Origin of the sequence: Streptomyces sp. NPDC059443, from assembly GCF_042750105.1 — a bacterium.
In the GTDB taxonomy this organism is placed as follows: domain Bacteria; phylum Actinomycetota; class Actinomycetes; order Streptomycetales; family Streptomycetaceae; genus Streptomyces.
Genome location: NZ_JBHYVM010000026.1, coordinates 36,077 through 61,063, shown reverse-complemented (window position 1 = coordinate 61,063; position 24,987 = coordinate 36,077). Strand labels below are relative to the sequence as shown.

Below are 24,987 nucleotides of genomic sequence, written 5' to 3'. Positions count from 1 at the left end.
GTTTCACGAGGGGGTGGCGGCTGGTGCGTCGGGGCCGATCACCCGTCGGAACCGGGCGCCGGCGGGGTCGCCTTCCGCGTGCCACCAGACGAGGATCCGCCAATGCGCCCCGTCGCCCGGGTAGTCGGGCGAGGCCGCGAAGGCGCGTACCAATTCGTCCGCTACGTCCTTGGCCGTCCTGTTTCTCACTTCTGCCCCACCGCGCCAGGGATGTGAGGTGACGTTCCACAGTCCGTCAGAACCGCGGACCTCGATGCGCCAGACCGCGACCCAGGGGGTCACCTCCAGCATCGTGCGGACCTGATCGGCCTCCAGACCCAGCCGGAGGGCGATCTCCGGCTCGGCGACCCCCTGGATCCGGGCGGCCACCACGGCCTGGGGCAGCAGCCGTTCGGGCAGCAGGCCCCGCGCACGCAGATTCACCAGGGAGCCGAACGCCAGGAACCGCAGCCGCAGTTCGAGCTGGCGGCCGATGTGGTCCAGGGCCTCCTCGGCCTCCTGGGACTCGTCCGGTCCGGGATCGGCGAGCAGCAGCCGCCGGAAGGAGCCCTCGGCGTCCACCGCCCAGGCCACCGAGTCCTCGGCCATGCCCAGCTCCGAGAGCCGGTCGCCGAGGAACACCTTCGCCTGGGCCAGGCCCCGCTGATTGACCGGATCCTCCTGGTCCAGCGCCGCCCACACCTCTACGGCGCTCCGCGTCAGGTCCCGGGCCCGCTCACCGGCGGCCCGCTCCATGGCGCTCGGCCCGCTCTCGGCCCCGGGCCCGAGGGGATGCAAGGGCAGCCGCTCCCCGTCGCTGAGCGGCCAGGACAGCCAGACCCCCTGGTTGATCAGGCCCCGGGCGTACCAGCGGGCGTACTCGGGGGTGTGGCCGGCGGCCTGCTGCGAGAACCGCAGCCCCTCCTCGATGGCGGCCAGTGCTCCGCCCCGGTCGCCGGCGGCGAAGCGGCGGGCCGCCAGATCGCTCAGGCGCAGACCCAGCCGGGCCGCGCACTCGGCGTCGCCGCGGGCCGGCTCCCGCAGCGCGCCGATCAGCTCCGCCAGCAGGGCGTCGGCCTCCGCGGGCTCCGCCTGCGCGGCGCCCGACCGGATCCGTGCCCACTGTTCGTCCAGCCGAAGAACGGCCTCCCGCTGCGCCATGCCCGCCCCCCGGCGTCTGTGGTGCGCTGTCGTGTGGAGGCGTCCATCCTCCCGCCCGGGTAACGCTCAGGGGAAGGGATTCACTCCCAGCGGAACCAGCGCGCGGCGGCGCCCAGACCGAGCACCGCCCAGCCCGCCAGGATCGCCGCGTCGCCCCAGGGCAACGCGGCCCCGTGCTGGAGCACCTCGCGCAGCCCGTCGGAGAGCGCGGAGATCGGCAGCAGCCCGAGGACCGACTGGACCGCGTCCGGGAACTTGTCCAGCGGCACGATCACCCCGCCGCCGACCAGCAGCAGCAGGAACACCAGATTGGCGGCGGCCAGGGTCGCCTCGGCCTTGAGGGTGCCCGCCATGAGCAGCCCGAGCCCGGAGAACGCGGCGGTGCCCAGCAGGATGAGCAGGGCGGCGGACAGCGGGTTCCCGTGCGGGGACCAGCCCAGCGCGAAGGCGATCACGGTCAGCAGCGCGACCTGGAGCACCTCGGTGACCAGCACGGACAGCGTCTTGGCGGCCATCAGCGCCCAGCGCGGCAGGGGGGAGGCCCCGAGCCGCTTGAGGACCCCGTAGCGGCGGTCGAAACCGGTGGCGATGGCCTGGCCGGTGAACGCGGTGGACATCACGGCCAGCGCCAGGATGCCGGGGGCGAGGAAGTCCACGGACTTCCCGCCGCCGACATCGATGATGTCGACCGCGGAGAACAGCACCAGCAGCAGCGACGGGATGATCACCGTCAGCAGCAGCTGCTCGCCGTTGCGCAGCAGCATCCGCGTCTCCAGCGCGGTCTGCGCGAGGATCATGCGGGACACGGGCGCGGCCCCCGGGTTCGGGGTGAACGTACCGGCGCTCATGCGCGCAGCTCCTTACCGGTGAGCTCCAGAAAGACGTCTTCGAGGGTGTGGCGCTCCACCGAGAGGCTGTCCGGCATCACCCCGTGCTGCGCGCACCAGGAGGCGACGGTGGCGAGCAACTGGGGGTGGACCTCGCCCGTGACCCGGTAGACGCCGGGGGTGAGCTCGGCGGCCTGGGTGCCGTCGGGCAGCGCCTTCAGCAGCGAGGCCAGGTCGAGGGAGGGGCGGCCGGTGAAGCGCAGGGTGTTCTCGGCGCCGCCGCGGCACAGCTGGTCGGGGCTGCCGTGGGCGATGACCTTGCCGGCGTCGACGATGGCGACCTCGTCCGCGAGCTGCTCGGCCTCGTCCATGTGGTGGGTGGTGAGCACGACGGTGACCCCGTCGGCGCGCAGTTCCCGTACGAGGTCCCAGGTCGCGCGGCGGGCCTGCGGGTCGAGGCCCGCGGTCGGCTCGTCGAGGAAGACCAGCTCGGGGCGGCCCACGACGGCCATGGCGAGGGCCAGGCGCTGCTGCTGGCCGCCGGAGAGCCGGCGGTAGGCGGTGCGGCCGCAGCCGCCGAGGCCGAGGCGTTCCACCAGGGTGTCCACGTCCAGGGGGTCGGCGTAGAGCTTGGCCATGTGGCTGAGCATCTCGACGGCGCGGGCGCCGGAGTAGACGCCGCCGGACTGGAGCATCACGCCGATGCGCGGGCGCAGGGCCTCGGCCTGGGCGACGGGGTCGAGACCGAGGACGCGGACGGATCCGGCGTCGGGGCGGCGGTAGCCCTCGCAGGTTTCCACAGTGGTCGTTTTGCCCGCGCCGTTGGGACCTAGGACTGCGGTGACCGAGGCCCTCCGGACGGTGAGGTCCAGGCCGTCCACCGCTGTTCTGGGGCCGTACCGCTTCACCAGTCCGCGGATTTCCACGGCGGGGTCGTTGCTCATGGGGCTTGAGTCTACGGAGCCGTGGGAAGCGGCCGGGGCGGGGTCGTAGGTCCCGCCGCCGAAGGGTCGTGGACCTGCGCATTCATGACTTTTTCGGACCTCTTAGGGAGGGTTCGGGGCCCTAACGTCGAATGGTGAACAGCATCGCTCAGAACGTCGAAGCCACCTCGGGGCAGGCCGAGCACAAGGCCCATGACCTTGGTCATCCGCCGCGCTACTTCGTGTCGGCGATGCTCGCGGGCGCCTACATCGGCATCGGAGAGGTGCTGCTCCTCGTCGCGATCTCGCCGTTCGTGGCCAAGGGCTCGGCGGCCGTGAAACTGCTGGAGGGCGCGGTCTTCCCGGTGGCCCTGACCATCGTGATGTTCGCCGGCGCCCAGCTCTTCACCAGCAATGTGATGGTCATGCTGGTCGGCGCCCTGTCGGGGCGGACCGGCCCCCGGGACCTGGTCGCGTCCTGGGTGCTCTCGCTGGCCGGCAACCTGGCGGGGGCCTTCGCCTTCGGTGCGATGGTGCACGCCTCGGGGGTGACCTCCTCGCCCTCCGCGCGGGCCATGCTGACCGAGATGGTGCACGGCAAGATGGCGCTCGGCGGCGGGCAGCTGTTCTGGCGCGCGGTGCTCTGCAACATGCTCGTCTGCCTGGCCATCTGGATGTTCACCCGGGCCCGGGGCGATGCCGCCAAGATCTTCGTCCTGTGGCTGCCGGTGGCCGTTTTCGTCGCCGTCGGATTCGAACACTGTGTAGCGAACATGGCTCTTTTCAGCCTCGCGATCCTGGATGGCTCAGCCGGATTCGGTGATCTTTTCCGCAATCTGATGTTCACCGTGCCGGGGAACGTCGTGGGCGGGGGATTGCTGGTGGGAGCCGTCTACTGGTTCACCGGAGGGGCCCTGCGCGAGGGTGGACGGATGGATTCCGCGTAACGCTCCGTGGACAAATTAGGTAACCCTTAGTGATGGAGGCCACCAGAGGTGGCCTCCATCGCCGCTTGTCGCGCGCCGGTTAATTACGCAACAATGGCGTTGTGAAATACGGCGAACGGATGAGCGAGGCCCCCCAGGGCGAACTCGCGACCGGGGAGCGGTCAACCCGCAACCGGGTCGCGCGGTCGATCCTGGACCACGGTCCCTCCACCGTCGCCGACCTCGCCCAGCGCCTCGGCCTCACCCAGGCCGCCGTCCGCCGCCACCTCGACACGCTCGTCGCCGACGACGTGGTCGAACCCCGTGAGCAGCGCGTGTACGGCGCGCGCACCCGGGGTCGGCCCGCCAAGGTCTTCGCGCTGACCGCCTGCGGACGCGACGCCTTCGACCAGTCCTACGACTCGCTCGCCGCGGACGCCATGCGCTGGATCGCGCAGGCCGCCGGCGGAGGCGAGGAGGGTGAGGCGGCGATCGCCGCCTTCGCCAAGGCGAGACTGGCCGCGCAGGCGGAGACGTACCGCGAATCGGTGGAAGCGGCCGACCCCGAGGGCCGGGCCGAGGCCCTGGCCAAGGCGTTGACCGTGGACGGGTACGCTGCTACGGCGAAGAGCGCTCCCGGTCCGCACAGCGGTGAACAGCTCTGCCAGCACCACTGCCCGGTCGCACACGTCGCCGAGCAGTTCCCGCAGCTCTGCGAGGCGGAGACCGAGGTCTTCTCCCGCCTGCTCGGGACGCATGTGCAGCGTCTCGCCACGATCGCCCACGGCGACGGGGTGTGCACGACGTTCATTCCGCGCAGCGGAAGCGGCGCCGGTGCCGCAGGCGCCACACAGACCAATACATCAGTATCTGCAAGTACGGCCGGGAGGAACCCCGCATGACCACGGAGACTGCTCACCCTGAGCTCGATGGCCTGGGCACCTACGAATATGGCTGGGCCGACTCCGACGCGGCCGGTGCGGCTGCCAAGCGGGGTCTGTCCGAAGAGGTCGTCCGCGACATCTCGGCGAAGAAGTCCGAGCCGGAGTGGATGCTGAACCTCCGCCTCAAGGGCCTCAAGCTGTTCGGCAAGAAGCCCATGCCCAACTGGGGTTCCGACCTCTCGGGCATCGACTTCGACAACATCAAGTACTTCGTGCGTTCCACCGAGAAGCAGGCCGCTTCGTGGGAGGAACTGCCGGAGGACATCAAGAACACGTACGACAAGCTCGGCATCCCGGAGGCGGAGAAGCAGCGCCTCGTCGCCGGTGTCGCGGCCCAGTACGAGTCCGAGGTCGTCTACCACCAGATCCGTGAGGACCTGGAGGAGCAGGGCGTCATCTTCCTCGACACGGACACCGCGCTCAAGGAGCACCCGGAGCTCTTCCAGGAGTACTTCGGCACGGTCATCCCGGTCGGCGACAACAAGTTCGCCTCGCTGAACACCGCCGTGTGGTCGGGCGGCTCGTTCATCTACGTCCCCAAGGGCGTCAAGGTCGACATCCCGCTCCAGGCCTACTTCCGTATCAACACGGAGAACATGGGCCAGTTCGAGCGGACGCTGATCATCGTCGACGAGGACGCCTACGTCCACTACGTCGAGGGCTGCACCGCCCCGATCTACTCCTCGGACTCGCTGCACAGCGCCGTGGTCGAGATCATCGTGAAGAAGGGCGGCCGCTGCCGCTACACGACCATCCAGAACTGGTCGAACAACGTCTACAACCTGGTCACCAAGCGCGCCGTGGCGTACGAGGGCGCGACCATGGAGTGGATCGACGGCAACATCGGTTCCAAGGTCACCATGAAGTACCCGGCCGTCTACCTGATGGGCGAGCACGCCAAGGGCGAGACCCTGTCGATCGCCTTCGCGGGCGAGGGCCAGCACCAGGACGCCGGTTCCAAGATGGTCCACATGGCGCCGAACACCTCCTCGAACATCGTCTCCAAGTCGGTGGCGCGAGGCGGCGGCCGCACCTCCTACCGGGGTCTGGTCGAGATCGGCGAGGGCGCCCACGGCTCCAAGTCGAACGTGCTCTGTGACGCGCTCCTGGTCGACACCATCTCCCGCTCGGACACGTACCCCTACGTGGACGTCCGCGAGGACGACGTGTCCATGGGCCACGAGGCCACCGTCTCCAAGGTCTCCGACGACCAGCTCTTCTACCTGATGAGCCGCGGTCTGACGGAGTTCGAGGCCATGGCCATGATCGTGCGCGGCTTCGTCGAGCCGATCGCGCGTGAGCTGCCGATGGAGTACGCGCTGGAGCTGAACCGGCTGATCGAGCTGCAGATGGAGGGGTCGGTCGGTTAGTCCCGACCGCCCGAGTCCGCAGACATTCTTTGACGTAGGAAGAGAGCACGAAGACAGCCATGGCTGAGGCTCAGAACATTCCGGCGGGTTCGACCACCGCCGGCGCGATCGCGGTGGCCGCCGAGTCCACCGTCGCCACTCGGATGAGTGCCCCCCCGTCCTTCGACGTGGCGGACTTCCCCGTGCCCCACGGCCGCGAGGAGGAGTGGCGCTTCACGCCGCTCGCCCGCCTGAAGGGTCTGCACGACGGCACCGCGGTCGCCAACGGCACCATGAAGGCCCAGATCGACGCGCCCGAGGGCGTCACGGTCGAGTCGGTGGAGCGCGACGACGCGCGCATCGGCAAGGCCGGCACCCCGGTGGACCGGATCGCCGCGCAGGCGTTCTCGTCCTTCGCCAAGGCCACGGTCGTCACCGTGCCCAAGGAGGCCGTCCTGACCGAGCCCGTGCGCGTCTCGCTGCACGGCGAGGGCGGCACGACCTTCGGCCACACGGTCTTCGACGTCCAGGCCTTCGCCGAGGCCGTCATCGTCATCGACCACACCGGTGACGGCGTGCGCGCCGCCAACGTCGACTTCCTCGTCGGCGACGGCGCGAAGCTCACCGTCGTGTCCGTGCAGGACTGGGACGACACCGCCGTCCACTGCTCCCAGCACAACGCGCTGGTCGGCCGGGACGCGACCTTCAAGTCGATCATCGTCACCTTCGGCGGCGACGTCGTCCGCCTGCACCCGCGCGTGAACTACGCGGGCCCCGGTGGCGAGGCCGAGCTCCTCGGCCTGTACTTCACGGACGCCGGCCAGCACCAGGAGCACCGCCTCCTGGTCGACCACAAGGCCCCGCACTGCAAGTCGCACGTGGTCTACAAGGGCGCGCTCCAGGGCCAGGACGCCCACGCGGTCTGGATCGGTGACGTCCTCATCGAGAAGACCGCCGAGGGCACCGACACCTACGAGATGAACCGCAACCTCGTCCTCACGGACGGCGCGCGGGTCGACTCGGTGCCGAACCTGGAGATCGAGACCGGCGAGATCGTCGGCGCCGGCCACGCCTCCGCCACCGGCCGCTTCGACGACGAGCAGCTCTTCTACCTCCAGTCGCGCGGCATCCCGGCCGGTGAGGCCCGCCGCCTGGTCGTGCGCGGCTTCTTCGCCGAGCTCGTCCAGCAGATCGGTGTCGACGACATCGAGGAGCGCCTGCTCGCCAAGATCGAGACCGAGCTCCAGGGTTCCGTCTGATGACCTTCGTTAAGGCATGTGCGCTGAGCGAGCTGGAGGAGAACACCCCCAAGCGGGTGGAACTCGACGGCACGCCCGTCTCCATCGTCTCCACCGACGGGGAGGTGTTCGCGATCAACGACATCTGCTCGCACGCGAACGTCTCCCTCTCGGAGGGCGAGGTCGAGGACTGCCAGATCGAGTGCTGGCTGCACGGGTCGGCCTTCGACCTGCGCACCGGCAAGCCCTCGGGTCTGCCCGCGACGCGCCCCGTACCCGTATACCCCGTAAAGATCGAAGGGGACGACGTGCTCGTCTCCCTCACCCAGGAGTCCTGAGGTATCCATGGCAACGCTTGAAATCCACGACCTGCACGTCTCCGTCGAGGCCGAGAACGGCGCCCGCGAGATCCTCAAGGGTGTCGACCTCACGGTCAAGGCCGGCGAGACGCACGCCATCATGGGTCCGAACGGCTCCGGCAAGTCCACCCTGGCCTACTCCCTCGCGGGCCACCCGAAGTACACGATCACCGGCGGCACGGTGACCCTGGACGGCGAAGACGTCCTGGAGATGACCGTCGACGAGCGCGCCCGCGCCGGCGTCTTCCTCGCCATGCAGTACCCGGTCGAGGTCCCCGGTGTTTCGGTCTCCAACTTCCTGCGTACGTCGGCCACCGCCATCCGCGGCGAGGCCCCGAAGCTGCGTACCTGGGTGAAGGAGGTCAAGTCCGCGATGGAGCAGCTCCAGATGGACCCGGCCTTCGCCGAGCGCAACGTCAACGAGGGCTTCTCCGGCGGTGAGAAGAAGCGCCACGAGATCCTCCAGCTGGAGCTCCTCAAGCCGAAGATCGCGATCCTCGACGAGACCGACTCGGGCCTCGACGTCGACGCCCTGCGCCAGGTCTCCGAGGGCGTCAACCGCGTGCACGCCACCGGCGAGGTCGGCACCCTGCTGATCACGCACTACACGCGGATCCTCCGTTACATCAAGCCCGACTTCGTCCACGTCTTCTCCGAAGGCCGCATCGTCGAGTCCGGCGGCGCCGAGCTCGCCGACAAGCTGGAGGCGGAAGGCTACGAGTCGTACAGCACGAAGGGTGGCGCGACCGCGTGACACAGCTGCCTGGCCTCCTCGACATCGAGGCGATCCGCAAGGACTTCCCCCTTCTGGATCGTGTGGTCCACGACGGGAAGAAGATCGTTTACCTGGACAACGCTGCGACCTCGCAGAAGCCGCGCCAGGTGCTCGACGCGCTGAACGAGTACTACGAGCAGCACAACGCCAACGTCCACCGCGGCGTGCACGTGCTCGCCGAGGAGGCCACGGCGCTGTACGAGGGCGCTCGCGACAAGGTCGCCGCCTTCATCAACGCGCCGAGCCGCGACGAGGTGATCTTCACCAAGAACGCCTCGGAGTCGCTCAACCTGGTCGCGAACATGCTCGGCTGGGCGGACGAGCCCTACCGGGTCGACCGCGAGACCGAGATCGCCATCACGGAGATGGAGCACCACTCCAACATCGTGCCGTGGCAGCTGCTCTCGCAGCGCACCGGCGCGAAGCTGAAGTGGTTCGGCCTCACCGACGACGGCCGGCTCGACCTGTCCAACATCGAAGAGGTCATCACGGAGAAGACGAAGATCGTCTCCTTCACGCTGGTCTCCAACATCATGGGCACGGTCAACCCGGTCGAGGCGATCGTCCGGCGCGCCCAGGACGTCGGCGCCCTGGTGCTGATCGACGCTTCCCAGGCCGCCCCGCACATGCCGCTGGACGTGCAGGCGCTCGGTGCGGACTTCGTGGCCTTCACCGGCCACAAGATGTGCGGTCCGACCGGCATCGGCGTCCTCTGGGGCCGCCAGGAGCTGCTGGAGGACCTGCCTCCGTTCCTCGGCGGCGGCGAGATGATCGAGACCGTGTCGATGCACGCCTCGACGTACGCCCCGGCGCCCCACAAGTTCGAGGCGGGTACGCCCCCGATCGCCCAGGCCGTCGGCCTCGGCGCGGCCGTGGACTACCTGACCGCGATCGGCATGGACAAGATCGCCGCGCACGAGCACGCGATCACGGAGTACGCGATCAAGCGGCTCGCGGAGGTCCCCGACCTGCGCATCATCGGCCCGACCACAGCCGAGGACCGCGGCGCCGCGATCTCGTTCGTGCTCGGCGACATCCACCCGCACGACGTCGGCCAGGTACTGGACGAGCAGGGCATCGCGGTCCGCGTGGGACACCACTGCGCGCGCCCGGTCTGCCTGCGCTACGGAATTCCTGCGACCACGCGGGCGTCGTTCTACCTGTACTCCTCTCCCGCCGAAGTCGACGCGCTGATCGACGGGCTGGAGCACGTACGGAACTTCTTCGGCTGACGAGGACGAGGACGAGGGCGCAGTGAAGCTGGAATCCATGTACCAGGAACTGATCCTGGACCACTACAAGCACCCGCGCGGGCGTGGCCTGCGCGACGGCGACGCCGAGGTGCACCACGTCAATCCGACGTGCGGCGACGAGATCACGCTGCGCGTGAAGTACGACGGCGAGACGCTCACCGACATCTCGTACGAGGGCCAGGGCTGCTCCATCAGCCAGGCCGGCGCCTCGATACTGAACGAGCTGCTCGTCGGCAAGGAGCTGGCCGAGGCGCAGAAGATCCAGGCCGTGTTCCTGGAGCTGATGCAGTCCAAGGGCAAGATCGAGCCCGACGAGGCCATGGAGGAGGTGCTGGAGGACGCGGTCGCGTTCGCCGGTGTCTCCAAGTATCCGGCGCGGGTGAAGTGTGCTCTGCTGAGCTGGATGGCGTGGAAGGACGCGACCGCCCAGGCACTGGGCGACGCCGAGAGGAAGACGGCATGACCGAGAACGCGACGCCCGAGGCGTCCATCAAGCCGGCCACCGAGGAAGAGGTCCGCGAGGCCCTCTACGACGTGGTCGACCCCGAGCTGGGCATCGACGTCGTCAACCTGGGCCTGATCTACGGCATCCACATCGACGACGCGAACATCGCCACCCTCGACATGACCCTCACCTCGGCGGCCTGCCCGCTGACGGACGTCATCGAGGACCAGGCGAAGTCGGCTACGGACGGCATCGTCAGCGAGCTGCGCATCAACTGGGTCTGGATGCCGCCGTGGGGCCCGGACAAGATCACGGACGACGGCCGCGAGCAGCTGCGCGCGCTCGGTTTCAACGTCTGATCGCCAAGTGAACGCAGGACCCCCGGCACGGGTGTGCCGGGGGTCCTCTGTTTTCCCGGTGGACGGATCGAGTGCACCGGGAGTTGGCCGCAGTGGCCGAATCTTCTCGACGGCCGTCATGACGTGACGGCGCACCCGAGAGGACCACCTGTGACCGTTCGTTCTTCACCGGCACGCCGTTTCGGTGCCGTGGGAGCCGCCGGGGCCGCGGCCCTGCTCGTCGCGGGGCTGACCGCGTCCGCGTCGTACGCCTCGCAGGACGCCGCACCCGCACCGACCATCGCGCTCTCCGCCGGCCACCTGTCCGGGGCCGTCGGCGCGATCGGCGACCCGGGCGTCGCGGTGGACGTCGAGCAGGAAGGGGTGCAGGCCTCCTTCCTCAAGGTCACCGTCCTCTCCTCCAGCAACCCGGCGGTCGCCGGGCCCGGCGACGTACGGATCGAGCGGACCGGCCACGGCGGCCGCGAGCTGACCGTCCGCCCGCGCGGCCGCGGCTACACCGACCTGACGCTCCAGGTGACCGGCCGCGGCGGCAGGACGGCCACGGCCACCCTCGCCTACGCGGCTTCGGCCCGCGTGAGCACCGGGACCCTCGGCACCCGCTACCTCACCGGCTCCGCCGACTCCTCGGCCGCCGTCGACGCCGGCGGCGGTTACGCGCTGGTCGCCGACGACGAGACCAACGTGCTGCGCCTGTACGACCGTTCCCGCTCGGGCGCCCCGGTCAAGACCTGGGACCTGGGCGCCGCGCTCGGCGCCAAGAAGGAAGTCGACATCGAGGCCGCGGCCCGGGTCGGCGACACCGTCTACTGGACGGGCTCGCTCGGCAACAACAAGGACGGCAAGTACAAGGCCGACCGCAACACCGTCTTCACGACCAGGATCACCGGCACGGGCGCCGCCACCGAGGTCACCTTCGGCTCCGCCTACAAGGGCCTGCGCGAGGACCTGATCGCCTGGGACGCGGCGCACGGGAACCGCTACGGCTTCGCCGCGGGCACGGCGGCCGGCCGGATCCCCAAGAGCATCGACGGGTTCAACGTGGAGGGCCTGGAGTTCGCCCCGGGCTCCACGACCACCGCCTACCTGGGTTTCCGCGCCCCGCTGGCGCCCGCGGTACCCGGCGGCAAGGCTCTGATCGTTCCCGTCACCAACATCGACCAGGTCGTGGCCGGGGCGGCCAAGCCGGTCTTCGGCGAGCCGGTCGAGCTGAACCTCGGCGGCCTCGCGATCCGTGACATCCGCAAGAACACGGCCGACCAGTACCTGATCCTGGCCGGCTCCTGGGCGGCGGACGACAACTCCGACCCCTACGCGCTCTACCAGTGGGACGGCATCCCCGCCCACGCCCCCGTCAAACGGGCAGACCTGCCGACCACCGACCCCGGTGGCTGGGAAGCCGTGGTCGCCGTACCCGACCTGAGGGTGCCCGGCGCCCGGGTCCAGCTGATCACCGACAGCGGCTCCGCCGACCTGTACGGAGACGGCACGGAGGCCAAGGACCTCACCTTCCCCGAGTGGAAGAAGTCCCGGTCCGCATGGTTCACGCTCGGCCCGATTCGTGGAGGACACCGATGAAGAAGAAGCTCGCAATCGCCGGCACCGCGGCGCTGATGCTCGCCGCGGGCACGCCCCTCGTGTCCGCGCACGCCGCCACCTACGGCACGCCGACCATCTCCCTGTCCGCCGCCTACCTCTCCGGCGCCGTCGGCGCGGTCGGTGACCCGACGGTGGACGTGACCGTGGCGCAGAGCGGCGCGGACGTCTCCGCGCTCACCGTCAGCGCCTCGGCCTCCACCAAGACCTCGGTCGCCGGGACCGGAGACGTGACCGTCACCGGCGCCGGAGCCGTCCGGCAGCTGGCCGTCACCGCGCGCGGCCGCGGCTACACCAACCTCACCGTCAAGGTGACCGGGCTGGGCGGCAAGACCGCCACCAAGACGCTGTACTACGCGGCCTCGCCCGCCGTGCAGAACCCGGCCGAGGCCCGCTACTTCACCGGAGCCTCCGACTCCTCGGCCGCCGTGGACGTCGGCGGCGGCTACACGGTGGTCGCCGACGACGAGAACAACGTCCTGCGCCTGTACGACCGTTCCCGCTCGGCCGCCCCGGTCAAGACCTGGGACTTCAGCGCGCAGCTCGGTGTCACCAAGGAGGTGGACATCGAGGGCGGGACCCTGATCGGCAACACCATCTACTGGACGGGCTCGCTCGGCAACAACAAGGACGGCATCTACAAGGCGCCCCGGAACACGGTGTTCACCACCACCCTGAGCGGCTCCGGCGCGAGCACGCAGCTCGCGTACGGGCGCTCGTACAAGCAGCTCCGCGACGACCTGGTGGCCTGGGACACCGCGAACGGGGACTGCTACGGCTTCGCGGCGGGGACGGCCGACGGCCAGGCGCCGAAGCAGATCGACGGTTTCAACGTGGAGGGCCTGGAGTTCGCCCCGGGCTCCACGAGCACCGCCTACCTGGGCTTCCGCGCCCCGCTGGCCCCGGCCGTGATGGGCGGCAAGGCGCTGATCGTGCCGGTGACCAACTTCGACAAGGTGCTCTCCAGCGGCGCCAAGGCCACCTTCGGCTCGGGCATCGAGCTCGACCTCGGCGGCCTCGCGATCCGTGACATCCGCAAGAACGCGGCCGACCAGTACCTGATCCTGGCCGGTTCGTGGGCGGCGGACGACAACTCCGACCCGTACGCGCTCTACCAGTGGGACGGCGTCGCGGGTCACGCCCCCGTCAAGCGGGCCGACCTGCCCACCACCGACCCGGGCGGCTGGGAAGCCATCGTGGCCGTCCCGGACCTGTCGGTCGCGGGCGCGCGGGTGCAGCTCGTCACCGACAGCGGCTCCGCCGACCTGTACGGGGACGGGATCGCGGCCAAGGACCTCACCCACCCGGAGTGGAAGAAGGCGCGCGCGGCCTGGTTCACGCTGAACTGACCGCAGCCGAACGGCTTCAGAGGGCCTGGGCGGCCTCGGACTCCCTGGTGAGTTCGGCCGCCAGGCCCTCGCGGCGGATCCGCCGGTCCACGTAGACCAGGCCGGCGGCGAGCTGCGGGAAGGAGAGCAGCAGGGTCTGCGCGACCATCCCGCCCAGTGCGGCGAGGGTCGCGTGGGCGATGCCGCCGTCGATCGCGGGGAGCAGGCTGAGCGCGCCGGCGAAGGCGAACGGCAGCTGGACCGCGTACGCCGCCCCGGCCGCGATGGCGGCGGCCAGGGCGGTGATGCCGAAGGTGCGCCACCAGGCCCCGCGCACCAGGCGGGCCGAGCGGCGCAGGGAGGCGACCGGGCCGAGGCCCTCGTACGCGGCGGCCGTGGGCGCGAGGGCGAAGAGGACCCCGAGTCCGAGCGCGACCGGGAGGGTGGCCGCCGCGAGCAGCGGCGGGAGCCCGGCGGCCAGGACGGCGGCGCCGGGACCGGCGAGGGCGGCCAGGACCAGGAGCTGGGTGCCGAGGACCGCCGCGAAGCGGGGGCGGGCGGCGCGCAGCAGCGTACGGGTGGCGGCGGGGCGGCCGAGTACCGCCTCGCGCAGTACGGCCGCGGTCAGGGCGGCGGCCAGGGCGCAGGTCAGCAGCGTGGCCAGGGCCATGGCCGGGACGAGGACGGTGATGGGCCGCATCCCCAGCGCGAGGCCGCAGCCGGTGGCCGCGGCGACGAGCAGCAGGGCGCCGAGCTGGCCGGGGAACATGGCGGCGACGAGCCGGGAGCCGTAGCGGCCCAGGGCGGCGAAGGAGCCGCCGAGTATGTCGCCCGGCCCCAGGGGCCGCAGGGATATCACGCCCGGCCTGGGCGGCTGCGGGGGCAGCCAGCCGCCACCCCAGTGGGTCCACTGCTTGGCCATGCGGATCTCCCGTCCCCCGATCGAGCGGACACCGTAGCGGCCGGAGCCGGAGAAGTCTCGTGGACACGCAGATGTGTACGTGCGTCCACAACGGTGTGTACTGTCGTACGCATGCCCTACGTACTGCTCGCCGCCGCCATAGCCGCCGAGGTCGCCGGCACCACCGCCATGAAGTTCAGCGAGGGGTTCACGAAGCTGTGGCCCTCGCTGATCACGCTGGTGGGATACGTCATCGCCTTCACCCTGCTCGCGCAGACGCTGAAGTCGATGTCGGTCGGGACGGCCTACGCGATCTGGGCGGGCGTCGGCACGGCGGCCATCGCCGCCATCGGCATGGTCTTCATGGGGGAGGCGGCGACGGCCGCGAAGATCGGCGGGATCGTGCTCGTGATCGCCGGGGTCGTCCTGCTGAACCTCGGCGGGGCGAGCCACTGATGGCCCGCCGGTACGACCCCGAGCGCAGGCAGCGCATCATCGACGCGGCGATCCGGGTGGTCGGCGCCAAGGGCATCGCGGGGCTGAGCCACCGGAGCGTGGCGGCGGAGGCGGACGTCCCGCTCGGGTCGACCACGTACCACTTCGCCACCCTGGACGATCTGCTGGTGGCGGCGCTGCGGCAGGCGAACGAGGCGTTCACCCCGGTGCTGGCCCCCGGGAGCGACCTCGCGGAGGCGCTGGCCCGGCTGCTGGGGGAGCTGCTGTCGGCGGACCGGGCGCGCGCGGAGCTGGAGTACGAGCTCTACCTGGCCGCCCTGCGCCGCCCGGCGCTGCGCCCGGTGGCGGCCGAATGGTGCGAGGCCGTCGCCGTGGCCCTGGCGGAGCGGGTGGACCCCGTGACCGCGCGGGCGGTGGTGGCGGTCATGGACGGGATCAGCCTTCAGGTGCTCCTGACGGGCGGGGAGTACGACGAGGCGTACGCGCGCGAGATCCTCGGGCGCGTGCTGCGGGGCTGACGCGGCCACGCCCCCGCGCCGGGGGCCCGCCCAGCCACGGCATCAGCCTTCGCGGACCGCCGCCAGCGCGGCGGCCACGCTCGCCTCGATGTCCCGGATCGGGTACATGACCTCGCGGATCCTCCGGTCCCGGTCCACGACCAGCGTCAGCCGCTTCAGCCGGCTGACGCCCCCCGCCCGGAACGTCGGCAGCCGCAGCGCCGCCACGAGCCCCAGCTCCGCGTCCGAGAGGAGGGGGAAGCGCAGCGCCTCCGCCTCCGCGAACTCCCGCTGCTCGTCCGGTCGTTGCGTCGACACCCCGTGTACGGTCGCACCCGCCCGGGTGAACTCCGCGAGCTGGTCCCGGTAGGTGCACGACTCCAGGGTGCATCCCCGGGCCCCGGGGATCCCGGCCCACCCCGGGGGGTAGGACTCGGCCCGTGCGTACGCGCCCGGGAAGCAGTACAGGACGGTGAACGGGGTCTGCGCCACCGGATCGCGGAGCTCGCCGAAGCGGTCCGGCAGCAGCAGCTCCGGCAGTCGGGTGCCGCGCAGCGCGTGGACCCGTACGGCCTCGCGCGAGGCTTCCTCAGTGGTCGCCGTCATCTCTCCCTCTCCCAGGATCCAGGTGTCTCCCCAGTCCTGGAGGGCGACCAGGACCGGAAGCAGCGCGCGCCCGCGCGGGGACAGCCGGTACTCGTGCCGCACGGGGCGCTCCTGGTACGGCTCGCGGGTCAGAACCCCCGCCTCGACCAGCAGTTTCAGCCGCTCCGTCAGCACTTTCCGGGACATGCCCAGTTCGCGCTGGAACTCGTCGAAGCGGGCGATGCCGCGCGCGGCGTCCCGCACGATCAGCAGCGTCCACCAGTCGCCCACGACGTCGAGGGCCTGGGCGATGGAGCAGTCCGCGTCGTCGAGCTGCGTGCGCTGGGCCATGGCACTCCTTTGTCCGTTGACCCGAGGCTTACATGGTGACATGGTTAGTTCCCAAAGGGAACTCACTCATTTGAGATACGGGGGCACGCGTGTGCTGCAAGGGGTCAAGGACGTACCGCGGGTTGTGTGGCTGCTGGCTGCGGGGATCTTCGTCAACGCCGTCGTCAGCTTCACCTTCGTCTTCGTCTTCCTCTACCTGACCGGCCCGCGCGGCCTCGGCGCCGCCCAGGCGGGCCTGGTCGTCGGCGTCGGCGGAGTCGGACTGGTCGCCGGGAACTTCACCGGCGGCTGGTACGGCGACCGCTTCGGCCACCGCCGGGTGCTGCTCGCCGCCTCCGCGCTCGGCGGAGCCGCCCTCATCGTCCTGCCGACGGTCCCCTCCGGCCTGCTGGCCCTCGTCCTGCCGCTGGCCCAGTACGCCTCAGGGGTGATCCGCGCCGCCAATTCCGCACTGGTCGCCGTCACCGTGCCGGAAGGCGCCCGGCGCCAGGCCTTCGCCGTCACCCGCTGCCTGTCCAACGCGGGCTTCACGGTGGGCGCACCGCTGGGGGCCCTCGTCGCGACCGCGCTCTCGTACGACTGGCTCTTCGTCGTGGACGGCCTCGGCACCCTCTTCTTCGCCCTCTGGACCGCCCGGGTCGTCCCGGCCAGGGCAGCCGCCACGCCTTCCGCGGCCCCGGACGGGGGTCTGGGCCGCGGAGGGCTGTGGCGGGAGCTGCGGGCGCGGCCCGCCGTACTCGTCCTGCTCGGCGCGATCGTCGTCATCGACCTCGTCTACCGGCAGCAGTACACGACCTTCCCCGCCTTCCTCGCCGACCACGGCCTGGACGCCCGCGCGTACGGACTGCTCGTCGCGATCAACGGCGGCGTCGTCATGCTCCTGGAGATCCCGGCCGCGCTCGCCCTGCGGCGGCGCTCCCCGCTGCACATCATCGGCACCGGCCTGGTGCTGGTGGGCGGCGGCTACGCCATGCTGATGCTCGGGGTGGGCGCCGCGACCGCCGCCGCGATGATGGTGCTGCTCAGCCTCGGCGAGATCCTCTACAAGACCACCGCCATGGCGTACGTGGCCGACGAATCGCCCGAGCATGCCGTCGGCCGGTTCCAGAGCCTGTACGCGGGCGTCTCCGTCACCGGTGTCGTCCTCGCCGCGCCCCTCGGCGGAGCCTTGTACGAGGCTGCGCCGGGCCTGCTGTGGCCGCTGTGCGCGGTGCTCGGCACGGCCGCCGGGGGGACCGTGCTGATCATGGGCGGGCGGGGGGTGCGGCGACGCGCGCGACCGGCACATGAGACCGGTTCGCAACCGCGGGCCGTCGCCGGTTAGGTTTCGGACATGACTGCTACGCGTACCACCGGCGCCGTCGCCGCCGGACTTGCCACCATCACCGCCGACGGCACCGTCCTCGACACCTGGTTCCCCGCCCCCCAGCTGGTCGCCGAGCCCGGCCCGGCCGGCACCGAGCGCCTCACCGCCGAACAGGCCGTGGAGCTGCTCGGAGCCACCGCGCCGAAGGCGATCCGCCAGGACGCGGTCCGCGGCGTCGAGGTCGTAGCCGTCCGCACCGTGATCGCCTCCCTGGAGGACAAGCCGCTGGACGCGCACGACGCGTACCTGCGCCTGCACCTGCTCAGCCACCGCCTGGTCAAGCCGCACGGCCAGAACCTGGACGGCGTCTTCGGCCTGCTGGCCAACGTCGCCTGGACCTCTCTCGGCCCCGTCGCGGTCGACCAGGTCGAGACCGTCCGGCTGAACGCGCGCGCCGAGGGCCTGCACCTCCAGGTCACCTCGATCGACAAGTTCCCGCGGATGACGGACTACGTCGCCCCCAAGGGCGTGCGCATCGCCGACGCGGACCGGGTCCGCCTGGGCGCGCACCTCGCCGAGGGCACCACCGTCATGCACGAGGGCTTCGTCAACTTCAACGCCGGCACGCTGGGCACCTCCATGGTCGAGGGCCGCATCTCGGCGGGCGTCGTGGTCGGCGACGGCTCCGACATCGGCGGCGGCGCGTCCACGATGGGCACCCTGTCGGGCGGCGGCAAGCAGATCATCTCGATCGGCGAGCGCACCCTCATCGGCGCCGAGGCGGGCGTGGGCATCGCGCTGGGCGACGAGTGCGTCGTCGAGGCCGGCCTCTACGTCACCGCGGGCACCCGCGTCACCCTGCCGGACGGCCAGATCGTCAAGGCCCTGGAGCTCTCGGGCGCCAACAACATCCTCTTCCGCCGCAACTCGGTCACCGGAGCCGTCGAGGCCCGCCCGTACAAGGCCGCCTGGGGCGGCCTGAACGAGGTCCTCCACAGCCACAACTGACCCTCCGGCCCCTTCGGCCCGGACTCACGCGAAAGCCCTCCCCACCCGAGCGGGGGAGGGCTTTCGCGTGCGCTGGGCCCGTGCGGGCGCCCGAGGCCGGGGCCGGGTCGGTCAGCGGAGGGGGATCGTGCGGACCAGGCCGGCGAAGGCCTGCTGTTCCGCTTCGGTCAGTTCCACCGACTCCAGCGGGTGCGCGGAGGTGCCGCGCTGGGCCGGGATGACCGAGAGGCCTTCGAAGGCGCCTGGCTGCGGGTGGTGGAAGCGGCTGTCCCACAGCATGTGGCCGAGGCCGATGACCCAGACGAGGGCTGCCACGAGCAGGACGGCGATGCCGATTTCCTGGGCGAGGGAGATCGAGGGGAACACGCGGTCCTCCAAAAGGAGAGCGGTACAAGATCGGGCGTGGGGACACTCAACACCAGAACCGCCCGAATGGGTAGGGATGTGCTGAGCGTCACGCCAGGGCCAAAGGTCCCTATAAGGTCCCCGTCTCGTCCCCCCGGCGGCCGGTCGGAAGGCTAGAGCAGCCGGAGTTTGAAGCCCTCGTGGCTCCGGGCGAAGCCCAGGCGTTCGTAGAAGCGGTGGGCGGCGGTGCGGCGCTTGTCGCTGGTCAGCTGCATCAGGCCGCAGCCGCGTTCGCGCGCCCGCTCGGCCGCCCGTTCCATCAGCTGGGCCCCCAGGCCCCCGCCCCGCCGGTCCGCGCGGATCCGTACCGCCTCCACGAGCGCCCGCTCCCGCCCGCCCTGCCCGAGGCCGGGGATGTACGTCAGCTGGAGGCAGCCCAGGACGGTGCCGTCCTCCTCCAGGACCAGCAGCTCGTTGCGCGCGTCCGCCTCGATCGCGGCGAAGGCCCGCTCGTGGGCCTCGCCCACGTCGTGCCGAGCCTCCTCCGGCGCCCCGTCATCCTGGGCCAGCAGGGCGAGTACGGCGGGCAGGTCCTGGCGGGTCGCGGTGCGGAAGATCATGGCCCGAGTGTGCCAAAGGGGCCGGGCGGCGCTGCGGCCCGGCCCCTTCGCACCGGCCGCTACGGGCGGAAGCGCAGGACCTGCGGGTCGTGGTCGCTGTTCTGGTTCGCGAACTCCGCGTTGATGTGCACGCTGTCGTACGTGAAGTGCTTGATCGCCGGGCTCGTCAGGATCTGGTCCAGCACCTGCGAGTTGCCCTGGTAGACGTACGAGTACCGCTCGGCCTTCGGCAGGGACTTGACCGCCGAGTACAGCGCGCCGCCGTCCTCCAGCGCCTTCGTCGTGCCCGAGAACTCGAAGTCGTTGATGTCGCCGACCGCGAGGACCGCGGCCTTCTTGTCCACCGCCAGCAGGCTCTTGACGAAGCCGTTCACCGCCTGCGCCTGGAGCAGCCGCTTGGCCTCGGAGGAACGGACCGGAGGCTGGTGCGAGGAGGTCAGGCCCTCGTCGCCGCCCTTCGAGGCGAAGTGGTTGGCGATCACGAAGACCGTCTTGCCGCGGAAGACGAACTCGCCGGCCAGCGGCTTGCGGCTGTCCACCCACGCCGGGTTCGACGGGTCGATGCGGCCGGGGGAGTGGGTCAGGGCGGCCTTGCCCTTGTCCGTCGTCGTCACCTCGGTCGCCGTCGTCGCGTCGCCCGGGGCGCGCTCGGTGAAGGAGACCCGCGCCGGGTTGAAGAGGAACACCTGACGGATGTTGCCGCCGGGCTCGCCGCCGTCCTTGTTGTTCTCCGGGGTGACGTAGCGCCACTGGTACGCCGGGCCGCCCGCGGCCGCGACCGCCGCCGTGAACTTCGTCAGCGTGGCCTCGGCCGAGACGGTGCCGTCGTTCTTGGCGCCGTTGTCGTCCTGGATCTCCTCCAGGGCCACGATGTCGGGGGAGGCGAGGTTCTCGACCACGGCCTTCGCCAGGTTGTCGAACTTGGTCTGCGGGTCGGTCGGGTCGAGGTTCTCGACGTTGTACGTGGCCACCGCGAGCTCGTTCTTGGCCTGCGCCTTGGTCTTCTCGGGGGCGAGGGTGCCCGCCTTGACCGTGCCGAGGGTGCGGGCCGCCAGGGTGTAGCCGCCGAACTGGTTGAAGTCCAGGGGGCCTTCGGTGTTGCCTACCAGCTTGTCGCCCACGTTGGCCACCGGGAACGGCTGCTGCGCGAGGGGCGCGAGCTGCTGGATCAGGAGCCGGCCGGTGTTCTGGGACTCGTAGGAACCGTAGAGCGTGCCGCCGCGCTTGACGTTGTTCTCCCAGCCCTTGACCGTGACCCACAGCTCCGCGTGCGGGTCGGTGGCGCCGACCACGCGGGAGGTGCCGATCCTGACGTTCATGCCCTCCAGCGACTCGTAGTAGTCCAGGGCGTAGCGCGAGGGGTCCAGGGTCAGGCCGTTGATGCTGCCGCCGGCGGCCGGGTCGCCGGCCGGGGCGTACTCGCACGGGACCGAGTCCTCGTCGATGACGGTGGCCTCGGGCAGCGCGTTGCCCGAAGAGACCACGGTCACCGCCGGCTTGGAGATCTGGGTGACCGACTGGTTGCCGGAGGAGACGCCGCCGGGGACGTACTCGTTGACCAGGCCGGAGACCTTGACGGCGTCGCCGACGGCGACGGTCGGGGCCGAGCTGGTGAAGACGAAGATGCCCTCGCTGGTGGCGGCGTCGTCGTCGGCGTTCGGGTCCTGCATCCAGAAGCCGCGCGAGCCGTACGTACGGACGCCCGTGACGATGCCCTCGACATCGGTGACCTGTTTGCCGGCGAGCGGGGACGTCCGGGTGGTGCCCTGGATGTCGTGGATGCGTATCGGATCGGCGGACGCGGCGCCCTCGGCCGCGTCGGCGGTGCCCGCGAGGAGGCCGGTGGCCAGGGCGGAGGCGACGAGGGCCGCGACGGCGGCGGAACGGGGATGCGAGGAGCGCATGGGCGGGAACTCCGGTGTGAGGAGGAGGGAGGAGATATCTACGCGCGTCAATTTCCTTCTTGGCCAGCAAAGTTGTCAAGCCCTCCAGGGAATACGGCGGCTGACTGTGGGATGAACCAAAGGGGATGGCTCGCAGGGCGCGCCCGAATTGCGTCTACGCTGGGGCGCCGTACGGCCCGGACCACCCGGCGCCTTACGACCCGAATCACCCGTGCCCGCGAGGAGAACCGCCCCCATGTCCGCAGACTCGCACCCCACGCTGCCGCCGGTACGGCTGCTCTCCGACGCGGAACTGGCCCGGGACGCCCTCGCGGCCCCGCTGTTCGCCCGCGCCGTGCTCCTCGCCCGCTGGGCCGGACCGGACACCCGCGTGGACATCGGCGGTGAACTCGTCGCCGCGCAGCTGCCGTTGGCCGTCCGGGAGCTCGGCCTCGACGCCGCCGACGAGGACTCCGCCGCGTACGCGAGCCAGGCCTGGCGGGTGGCCGTGGACACCGGCCTGGTCGATGTCACCGAGCCGGAGGAGGACGGCCCCGCCGCCGGGGAACCGGGCGGGGAGCAAGGGGAGTTCGGCACCGCCGAGCCCGGCGAGGACCTGGCGCTGGTGACCGGCGGAGCCCCCGGCGACGTGCTCGACCTGTGGCTGGCCGCCCTGGACACCGTCCTCGCCGACGCGGCGGTGCCCGCCCTGGACGACCTGGTGGACGCCCTCGACGCGGGCGGCGAGATCGACTTCGACCAGCTCGACTGGAACCCGCGCCGCGAGGCCGACTTCCTCGACGGGGTCCTCGCCAACCTCTACCTCCTGTCCGTCGCCGAGGGAGGCGCGGCCGACGCCCCCGTACCGCTGCCGGTGCTGGCCGCCTCGATGGTGGTGCCGCAGGACATGGGCGATCCGACCGACGCCGTACTGGAGCAGGTCTCGGACGCGATGATGCGCCTCGACGACCAGTTCCGGCAGCTGGAGCCCATCGGACTGGTGGAGTTCAGCCCCGTCGACGAGGACCTGATGGCGGAGGCCGACGACGAGGAGCTCGCCGCGGGCGCCCATGTGGGTACGGGCAGGGGCGCGGGCTCCGGTGCGGTGGCCGACGACGAGGACGTATCCCGCTACGGGATGGTCCGGCTGACCCCGCTCGGCCTGTACGGGATCCGCGCGCGCATGCTGGAAGCCGGGGTCGAGGCCCCTGCCGTCGGCGAACTGGCCGACAAGGGCGCCGACGTGCTGCTCGACGTGGTCTCCCACTACTCCGAGGGCGCCGCACAGGCCGAGATCGAGGCCTGGCTGGCCGGGCGCCCCGTGCACGCAGCCGCCGAGGAGCTGCTCGGCGGGGCCCGCGGCGCCGACGAGGGCGCCCCGCTGCGCCGGCTGCGCTGCCAGCAGGCCCTCGCCCGGACGGGCGCGGAGGCCGAGCCCGCGGTCCGCGCGGTGCTGGACGACCCGGAGCTCGGCGGGCTCGCCCGGGTCTGGCTGGCCGAGCGCGGGGTGGCCGGCGTACCGGCTCCGGGCGAGGCGATGGTGTTCTGGCTGACCGTCGACACGATCGCGGCGCAGCTCGCTGCGGACGGCGGGAGCGACACCCCGGAACTGGCGCTCCTGATCGAGTCGCTGACCGCACACCACGCCGGATTCTTCGACCAGGCGTGGCGGGTGGAGCACCCGGCGACGGCCTACGTGCTGGAGGCGATGGGGCGGCTGCACCCGGACAAGAAGGCGGCGAAGGAGGCCCGGAAGGCCGCGTTCAAGGCCCGGTCCCGCAACGCGTGAGGCAGGGGTGAACAAGCCTTTCCCGAAAAGGAGTCGGCCATCACGGACACCGGGAAGGGCTTGGTTCGTTTTCCCGGGTAGTTCAGTCGGCGTTCACGTGCGGGCGGGAGCGTGTGCGCCGACGACCGTACGACAGCGCACCCCTCCCCACCCCTGGAGACCAGATGCCGCTCAGCCGTAGAGACTTCACCGCCCGCACCGCACTCGCCGGTGCGGGAGTCGCGCTCACGGGGACGGTCGGCGCACTCGCCACCGCCCCGGGGGCCCTCGCCGCAGACGACGGCTCGCTGAGCGACGGGCAGGGCCACGGGCATGGGCACGGCCCGGGATACGGCCCGCTCCTCCCCGACCCGGCCGGAATCCTGGCCCTCCCCGCCGGATTCAGCTACCGGGTGATCACCCACAGCGGGGTCACGAAGCTGGAATCCGGCGAGATCACCCCGTCCAACCACGACGGAACGGCCGCCTTCGAGGGACACCGGGGAGTGACCCTCCTCGTCAACAACCACGAGCTGAAGGGCCCGCGCGCGAACTGGACCCACCCCGTCCCGCTCGCCGAGGGCCTCGTCTACGACCCGGGCGCGGCCGGCGGCTGCACGGTGGTCGAGGTGCGCCGCGGCGGCGAGGTCGCCGAATGGGTCGGCGTCGCCGGTACGTCGACCAACTGCGCGGGCGGCGCGACCCCCTGGAACACCTGGCTGACCTGCGAGGAGACCGAGGACCTGGCCGGCAAGAACGGGATGACCAAGGACCACGGCTACGTGTTCGAGGTGGACCCGAGCGACCACCGCGCCAACCGCGACCCGAAGCCGGTCAAGGCCTTCGGGCGGTACGCGCACGAGGCCGTGGTCATCGACCCGAAGCAGGGCCACGCCTATCTGACCGAGGACGCATCCGGCCCCAACGGGCTGTTCTACCGCTGGACCCCGCCGGCCGGCTTCCGCCACGGGCGAGGCAGGCTCCGTACGCTCGCCGACGACGCCGGGGTGCTGGCCGCGGCCAAGTGCTTCGACAGCTCCGGGCTGTTCGTCGACGACCTCTCGCGGGCGACGAAGATCGGCACCGTCTACGGGGTCGACTGGGTGCCGGTGGTGGACCGTGACGCCCGCACCACCTCGGTGCGCAAGCAGTTCGGAGCGTCGGCCGTGACCCGCGCGCGCAAGCTGGAGGGCATGTGGTGGGCCGACGGCGGGGCCTACTTCGTCTCCTCCTACGCCCGCGCGGAGAGCCCGGGCGCCGCGCACGACGGCCAGGTGTGGTTCTACGACGCGAAGCGGCGCACGATGCGGCTGCTGGTCCTGTTCGGGGTGAACGCCGACCCGGCGGGGGACGGCCCCTTCGACGGACCCGACAACATCACGGTCTCCCCGTACGGCGGTCTGATCATCGCGGAGGACGGCCAGGGGCTGCAGCACCTCTTCGGCGCGACCGAGTCGGGGCGCACGTACCCGCTGGCCCGCAACGAGATGAACAGGGGGACGCCGCAGGCGCCGGAGTACTCGGAGTTCACGGGCGTCTGCTTCTCGCCGGACGGGCGGACGCTGTTCGCGAACATCCAGGAACCGGGCATCATGCTGGCCGTCACCGGCCCGTGGCGGCGTACGCGCTGACCCGGCGGGCGCCGGCCCCGAGCACAAGAAAAGCCCGGGTACAAGAAAAGCCCGGGTACAAGAAAAAGGAGCCGCCGGGGCCACTTGGCCCGCGGGGAGGGGTGGTGGGGGGGGGGCGTGCTAGTATAAGTGTTCGGGGCGGCTGGCCGGGGCCCCATACACAAGGTGGGACAC

Annotated in this window: 25 protein-coding genes; 17 read left to right on the top strand and 8 right to left on the bottom strand. The window is 71.2% G+C overall.

Going from position 1 to position 24,987, the window contains the following annotated elements; genetic code table 11:
* Positions 1 to 3 precede the first annotated feature (3 nt).
* From ACFXDJ_RS24025 to ACFXDJ_RS24015, 3 genes are all read right to left on the bottom strand, one after another.
* Positions 4 to 1,140, bottom strand: a complete 1,137-nt coding sequence (locus ACFXDJ_RS24025) for a hypothetical protein (RefSeq protein WP_384652617.1) — start codon at positions 1,138 to 1,140, stop codon at positions 4 to 6.
* A gap of 80 nt (positions 1,141 to 1,220) precedes the next feature.
* Positions 1,221 to 1,988, bottom strand: coding sequence for an ABC transporter permease (locus ACFXDJ_RS24020; protein WP_384652619.1), 768 nt, complete (start codon positions 1,986 to 1,988; stop codon positions 1,221 to 1,223).
* Positions 1,985 to 2,911, bottom strand: a complete 927-nt coding sequence (locus tag ACFXDJ_RS24015) for an ABC transporter ATP-binding protein (protein ID WP_384652621.1) — start codon at positions 2,909 to 2,911, stop codon at positions 1,985 to 1,987. Before ACFXDJ_RS24015 ends, ACFXDJ_RS24020 begins: the two co-directional genes overlap by 4 nt.
* A gap of 134 nt (positions 2,912 to 3,045) precedes the next feature.
* On the opposite strand from ACFXDJ_RS24015, the gene ACFXDJ_RS24010 reads away from it, so the two are divergent.
* The 11 genes from ACFXDJ_RS24010 (at position 3,046) to ACFXDJ_RS23960 (ending at position 13,483) form a co-directional block, all read left to right on the top strand.
* On the top strand, positions 3,046 to 3,837 hold the full coding sequence (locus ACFXDJ_RS24010) for a formate/nitrite transporter family protein (protein WP_384652623.1): 792 nt from the start codon (positions 3,046 to 3,048) through the stop codon (positions 3,835 to 3,837).
* A 101-nt stretch (positions 3,838 to 3,938) separates the two neighbouring features.
* On the top strand, positions 3,939 to 4,718 hold the full coding sequence (locus tag ACFXDJ_RS24005; RefSeq protein WP_384652625.1) for a helix-turn-helix transcriptional regulator: 780 nt from the start codon (positions 3,939 to 3,941) through the stop codon (positions 4,716 to 4,718).
* Positions 4,715 to 6,130 carry a Fe-S cluster assembly protein SufB gene (gene sufB / locus ACFXDJ_RS24000; protein WP_254383815.1) on the top strand — a complete coding sequence of 472 codons (1,416 nt, stop codon included), beginning with the start codon at positions 4,715 to 4,717 and terminating at the stop codon, positions 6,128 to 6,130. The genes ACFXDJ_RS24005 and sufB overlap by 4 nt, the downstream gene beginning before the upstream one ends.
* 59 nt (positions 6,131 to 6,189) lie before the next feature.
* Positions 6,190 to 7,368, top strand: a complete 1,179-nt coding sequence (gene sufD, locus ACFXDJ_RS23995) for a Fe-S cluster assembly protein SufD (protein WP_384652627.1) — start codon at positions 6,190 to 6,192, stop codon at positions 7,366 to 7,368.
* Positions 7,368 to 7,685, top strand: coding sequence for a bifunctional 3-phenylpropionate/cinnamic acid dioxygenase ferredoxin subunit (locus ACFXDJ_RS23990; protein ID WP_384652629.1), 318 nt, complete (start codon positions 7,368 to 7,370; stop codon positions 7,683 to 7,685). The genes sufD and ACFXDJ_RS23990 overlap by 1 nt, the downstream gene beginning before the upstream one ends.
* A gap of 7 nt (positions 7,686 to 7,692) precedes the next feature.
* Entirely contained in the window at positions 7,693 to 8,460 is a 768-nt protein-coding gene (gene sufC / locus ACFXDJ_RS23985) for a Fe-S cluster assembly ATPase SufC (protein ID WP_384652631.1), read from the top strand.
* Positions 8,457 to 9,713 carry a cysteine desulfurase gene (locus tag ACFXDJ_RS23980; RefSeq protein ID WP_030009137.1) on the top strand — a complete coding sequence of 419 codons (1,257 nt, stop codon included), beginning with the start codon at positions 8,457 to 8,459 and terminating at the stop codon, positions 9,711 to 9,713. Before sufC ends, ACFXDJ_RS23980 begins: the two co-directional genes overlap by 4 nt.
* Positions 9,714 to 9,735: 22 nt before the next feature.
* Positions 9,736 to 10,197: a Fe-S cluster assembly sulfur transfer protein SufU gene (sufU, locus tag ACFXDJ_RS23975; RefSeq protein WP_384652633.1), complete on the top strand. Its 462-nt coding sequence runs from the start codon at positions 9,736 to 9,738 to the stop codon at positions 10,195 to 10,197.
* The gene (locus ACFXDJ_RS23970) at positions 10,194 to 10,538 is read left to right on the top strand and encodes a metal-sulfur cluster assembly factor (protein ID WP_030009139.1); all 345 of its coding nucleotides are present in this window, start codon (positions 10,194 to 10,196) and stop codon (positions 10,536 to 10,538) included. The genes sufU and ACFXDJ_RS23970 overlap by 4 nt, the downstream gene beginning before the upstream one ends.
* Before the next feature lie 150 nt (positions 10,539 to 10,688).
* The gene (locus ACFXDJ_RS23965) at positions 10,689 to 12,116 is read left to right on the top strand and encodes a DUF3616 domain-containing protein (RefSeq protein WP_384652635.1); all 1,428 of its coding nucleotides are present in this window, start codon (positions 10,689 to 10,691) and stop codon (positions 12,114 to 12,116) included.
* On the top strand, positions 12,113 to 13,483 hold the full coding sequence (locus ACFXDJ_RS23960) for a DUF3616 domain-containing protein (RefSeq protein WP_384850253.1): 1,371 nt from the start codon (positions 12,113 to 12,115) through the stop codon (positions 13,481 to 13,483). The genes ACFXDJ_RS23965 and ACFXDJ_RS23960 overlap by 4 nt, the downstream gene beginning before the upstream one ends.
* A gap of 16 nt (positions 13,484 to 13,499) precedes the next feature.
* Here ACFXDJ_RS23960 and ACFXDJ_RS23955 read toward each other — a convergent pair whose 3' ends face one another.
* A complete protein-coding gene (locus tag ACFXDJ_RS23955) occupies positions 13,500 to 14,384 on the bottom strand; it encodes a hypothetical protein (protein ID WP_384652639.1) in 885 nt (294 codons plus the stop codon).
* A 111-nt stretch (positions 14,385 to 14,495) separates the two neighbouring features.
* Here ACFXDJ_RS23955 and ACFXDJ_RS23950 point away from each other — a divergent pair, with 111 nt between their 5' ends.
* Together ACFXDJ_RS23950 and ACFXDJ_RS23945 are read left to right on the top strand one after the other, a co-directional pair.
* The gene (locus tag ACFXDJ_RS23950) at positions 14,496 to 14,819 is read left to right on the top strand and encodes a DMT family transporter (RefSeq protein WP_384652641.1); all 324 of its coding nucleotides are present in this window, start codon (positions 14,496 to 14,498) and stop codon (positions 14,817 to 14,819) included.
* Positions 14,819 to 15,337 (top strand): TetR/AcrR family transcriptional regulator, encoded by a 519-nt coding sequence (locus ACFXDJ_RS23945; protein WP_384652643.1) that lies wholly within the window; start codon positions 14,819 to 14,821, stop codon positions 15,335 to 15,337. Before ACFXDJ_RS23950 ends, ACFXDJ_RS23945 begins: the two co-directional genes overlap by 1 nt.
* Before the next feature lie 42 nt (positions 15,338 to 15,379).
* On the opposite strand, the gene ACFXDJ_RS23940 is transcribed toward ACFXDJ_RS23945, so the two are convergent.
* Positions 15,380 to 16,252, bottom strand: a complete 873-nt coding sequence (locus tag ACFXDJ_RS23940) for a winged helix-turn-helix transcriptional regulator (RefSeq protein ID WP_384652644.1) — start codon at positions 16,250 to 16,252, stop codon at positions 15,380 to 15,382.
* Positions 16,253 to 16,346: 94 nt separating this feature from the next.
* Here ACFXDJ_RS23940 and ACFXDJ_RS23935 point away from each other — a divergent pair, with 94 nt between their 5' ends.
* Together ACFXDJ_RS23935 and dapD are read left to right on the top strand one after the other, a co-directional pair.
* Positions 16,347 to 17,576 carry an MFS transporter gene (locus ACFXDJ_RS23935; protein WP_384652668.1) on the top strand — a complete coding sequence of 410 codons (1,230 nt, stop codon included), beginning with the start codon at positions 16,347 to 16,349 and terminating at the stop codon, positions 17,574 to 17,576.
* A 9-nt stretch (positions 17,577 to 17,585) separates the two neighbouring features.
* Positions 17,586 to 18,566, top strand: coding sequence for a 2,3,4,5-tetrahydropyridine-2,6-dicarboxylate N-succinyltransferase (gene dapD, locus ACFXDJ_RS23930; RefSeq protein ID WP_384652646.1), 981 nt, complete (start codon positions 17,586 to 17,588; stop codon positions 18,564 to 18,566).
* Positions 18,567 to 18,677: 111 nt separating this feature from the next.
* On the opposite strand, the gene ACFXDJ_RS23925 is transcribed toward dapD, so the two are convergent.
* From ACFXDJ_RS23925 to ACFXDJ_RS23915, 3 genes are all read right to left on the bottom strand, one after another.
* On the bottom strand, positions 18,678 to 18,932 hold the full coding sequence (locus ACFXDJ_RS23925) for a hypothetical protein (protein WP_384652648.1): 255 nt from the start codon (positions 18,930 to 18,932) through the stop codon (positions 18,678 to 18,680).
* A gap of 152 nt (positions 18,933 to 19,084) precedes the next feature.
* Positions 19,085 to 19,531: a GNAT family N-acetyltransferase gene (locus tag ACFXDJ_RS23920; protein ID WP_384652650.1), complete on the bottom strand. Its 447-nt coding sequence runs from the start codon at positions 19,529 to 19,531 to the stop codon at positions 19,085 to 19,087.
* 59 nt (positions 19,532 to 19,590) lie between these two features.
* On the bottom strand, positions 19,591 to 21,435 hold the full coding sequence (locus tag ACFXDJ_RS23915; protein WP_384652671.1) for an endonuclease/exonuclease/phosphatase family protein: 1,845 nt from the start codon (positions 21,433 to 21,435) through the stop codon (positions 19,591 to 19,593).
* 235 nt (positions 21,436 to 21,670) lie between these two features.
* On the opposite strand from ACFXDJ_RS23915, the gene ACFXDJ_RS23910 reads away from it, so the two are divergent.
* Together ACFXDJ_RS23910 and ACFXDJ_RS23905 are read left to right on the top strand one after the other, a co-directional pair.
* Positions 21,671 to 23,203 (top strand): hypothetical protein, encoded by a 1,533-nt coding sequence (locus ACFXDJ_RS23910; protein WP_384652652.1) that lies wholly within the window; start codon positions 21,671 to 21,673, stop codon positions 23,201 to 23,203.
* 164 nt (positions 23,204 to 23,367) lie between these two features.
* Positions 23,368 to 24,813 (top strand): alkaline phosphatase PhoX, encoded by a 1,446-nt coding sequence (locus ACFXDJ_RS23905; RefSeq protein WP_384652654.1) that lies wholly within the window; start codon positions 23,368 to 23,370, stop codon positions 24,811 to 24,813.
* Positions 24,814 to 24,987 lie beyond the last annotated feature (174 nt).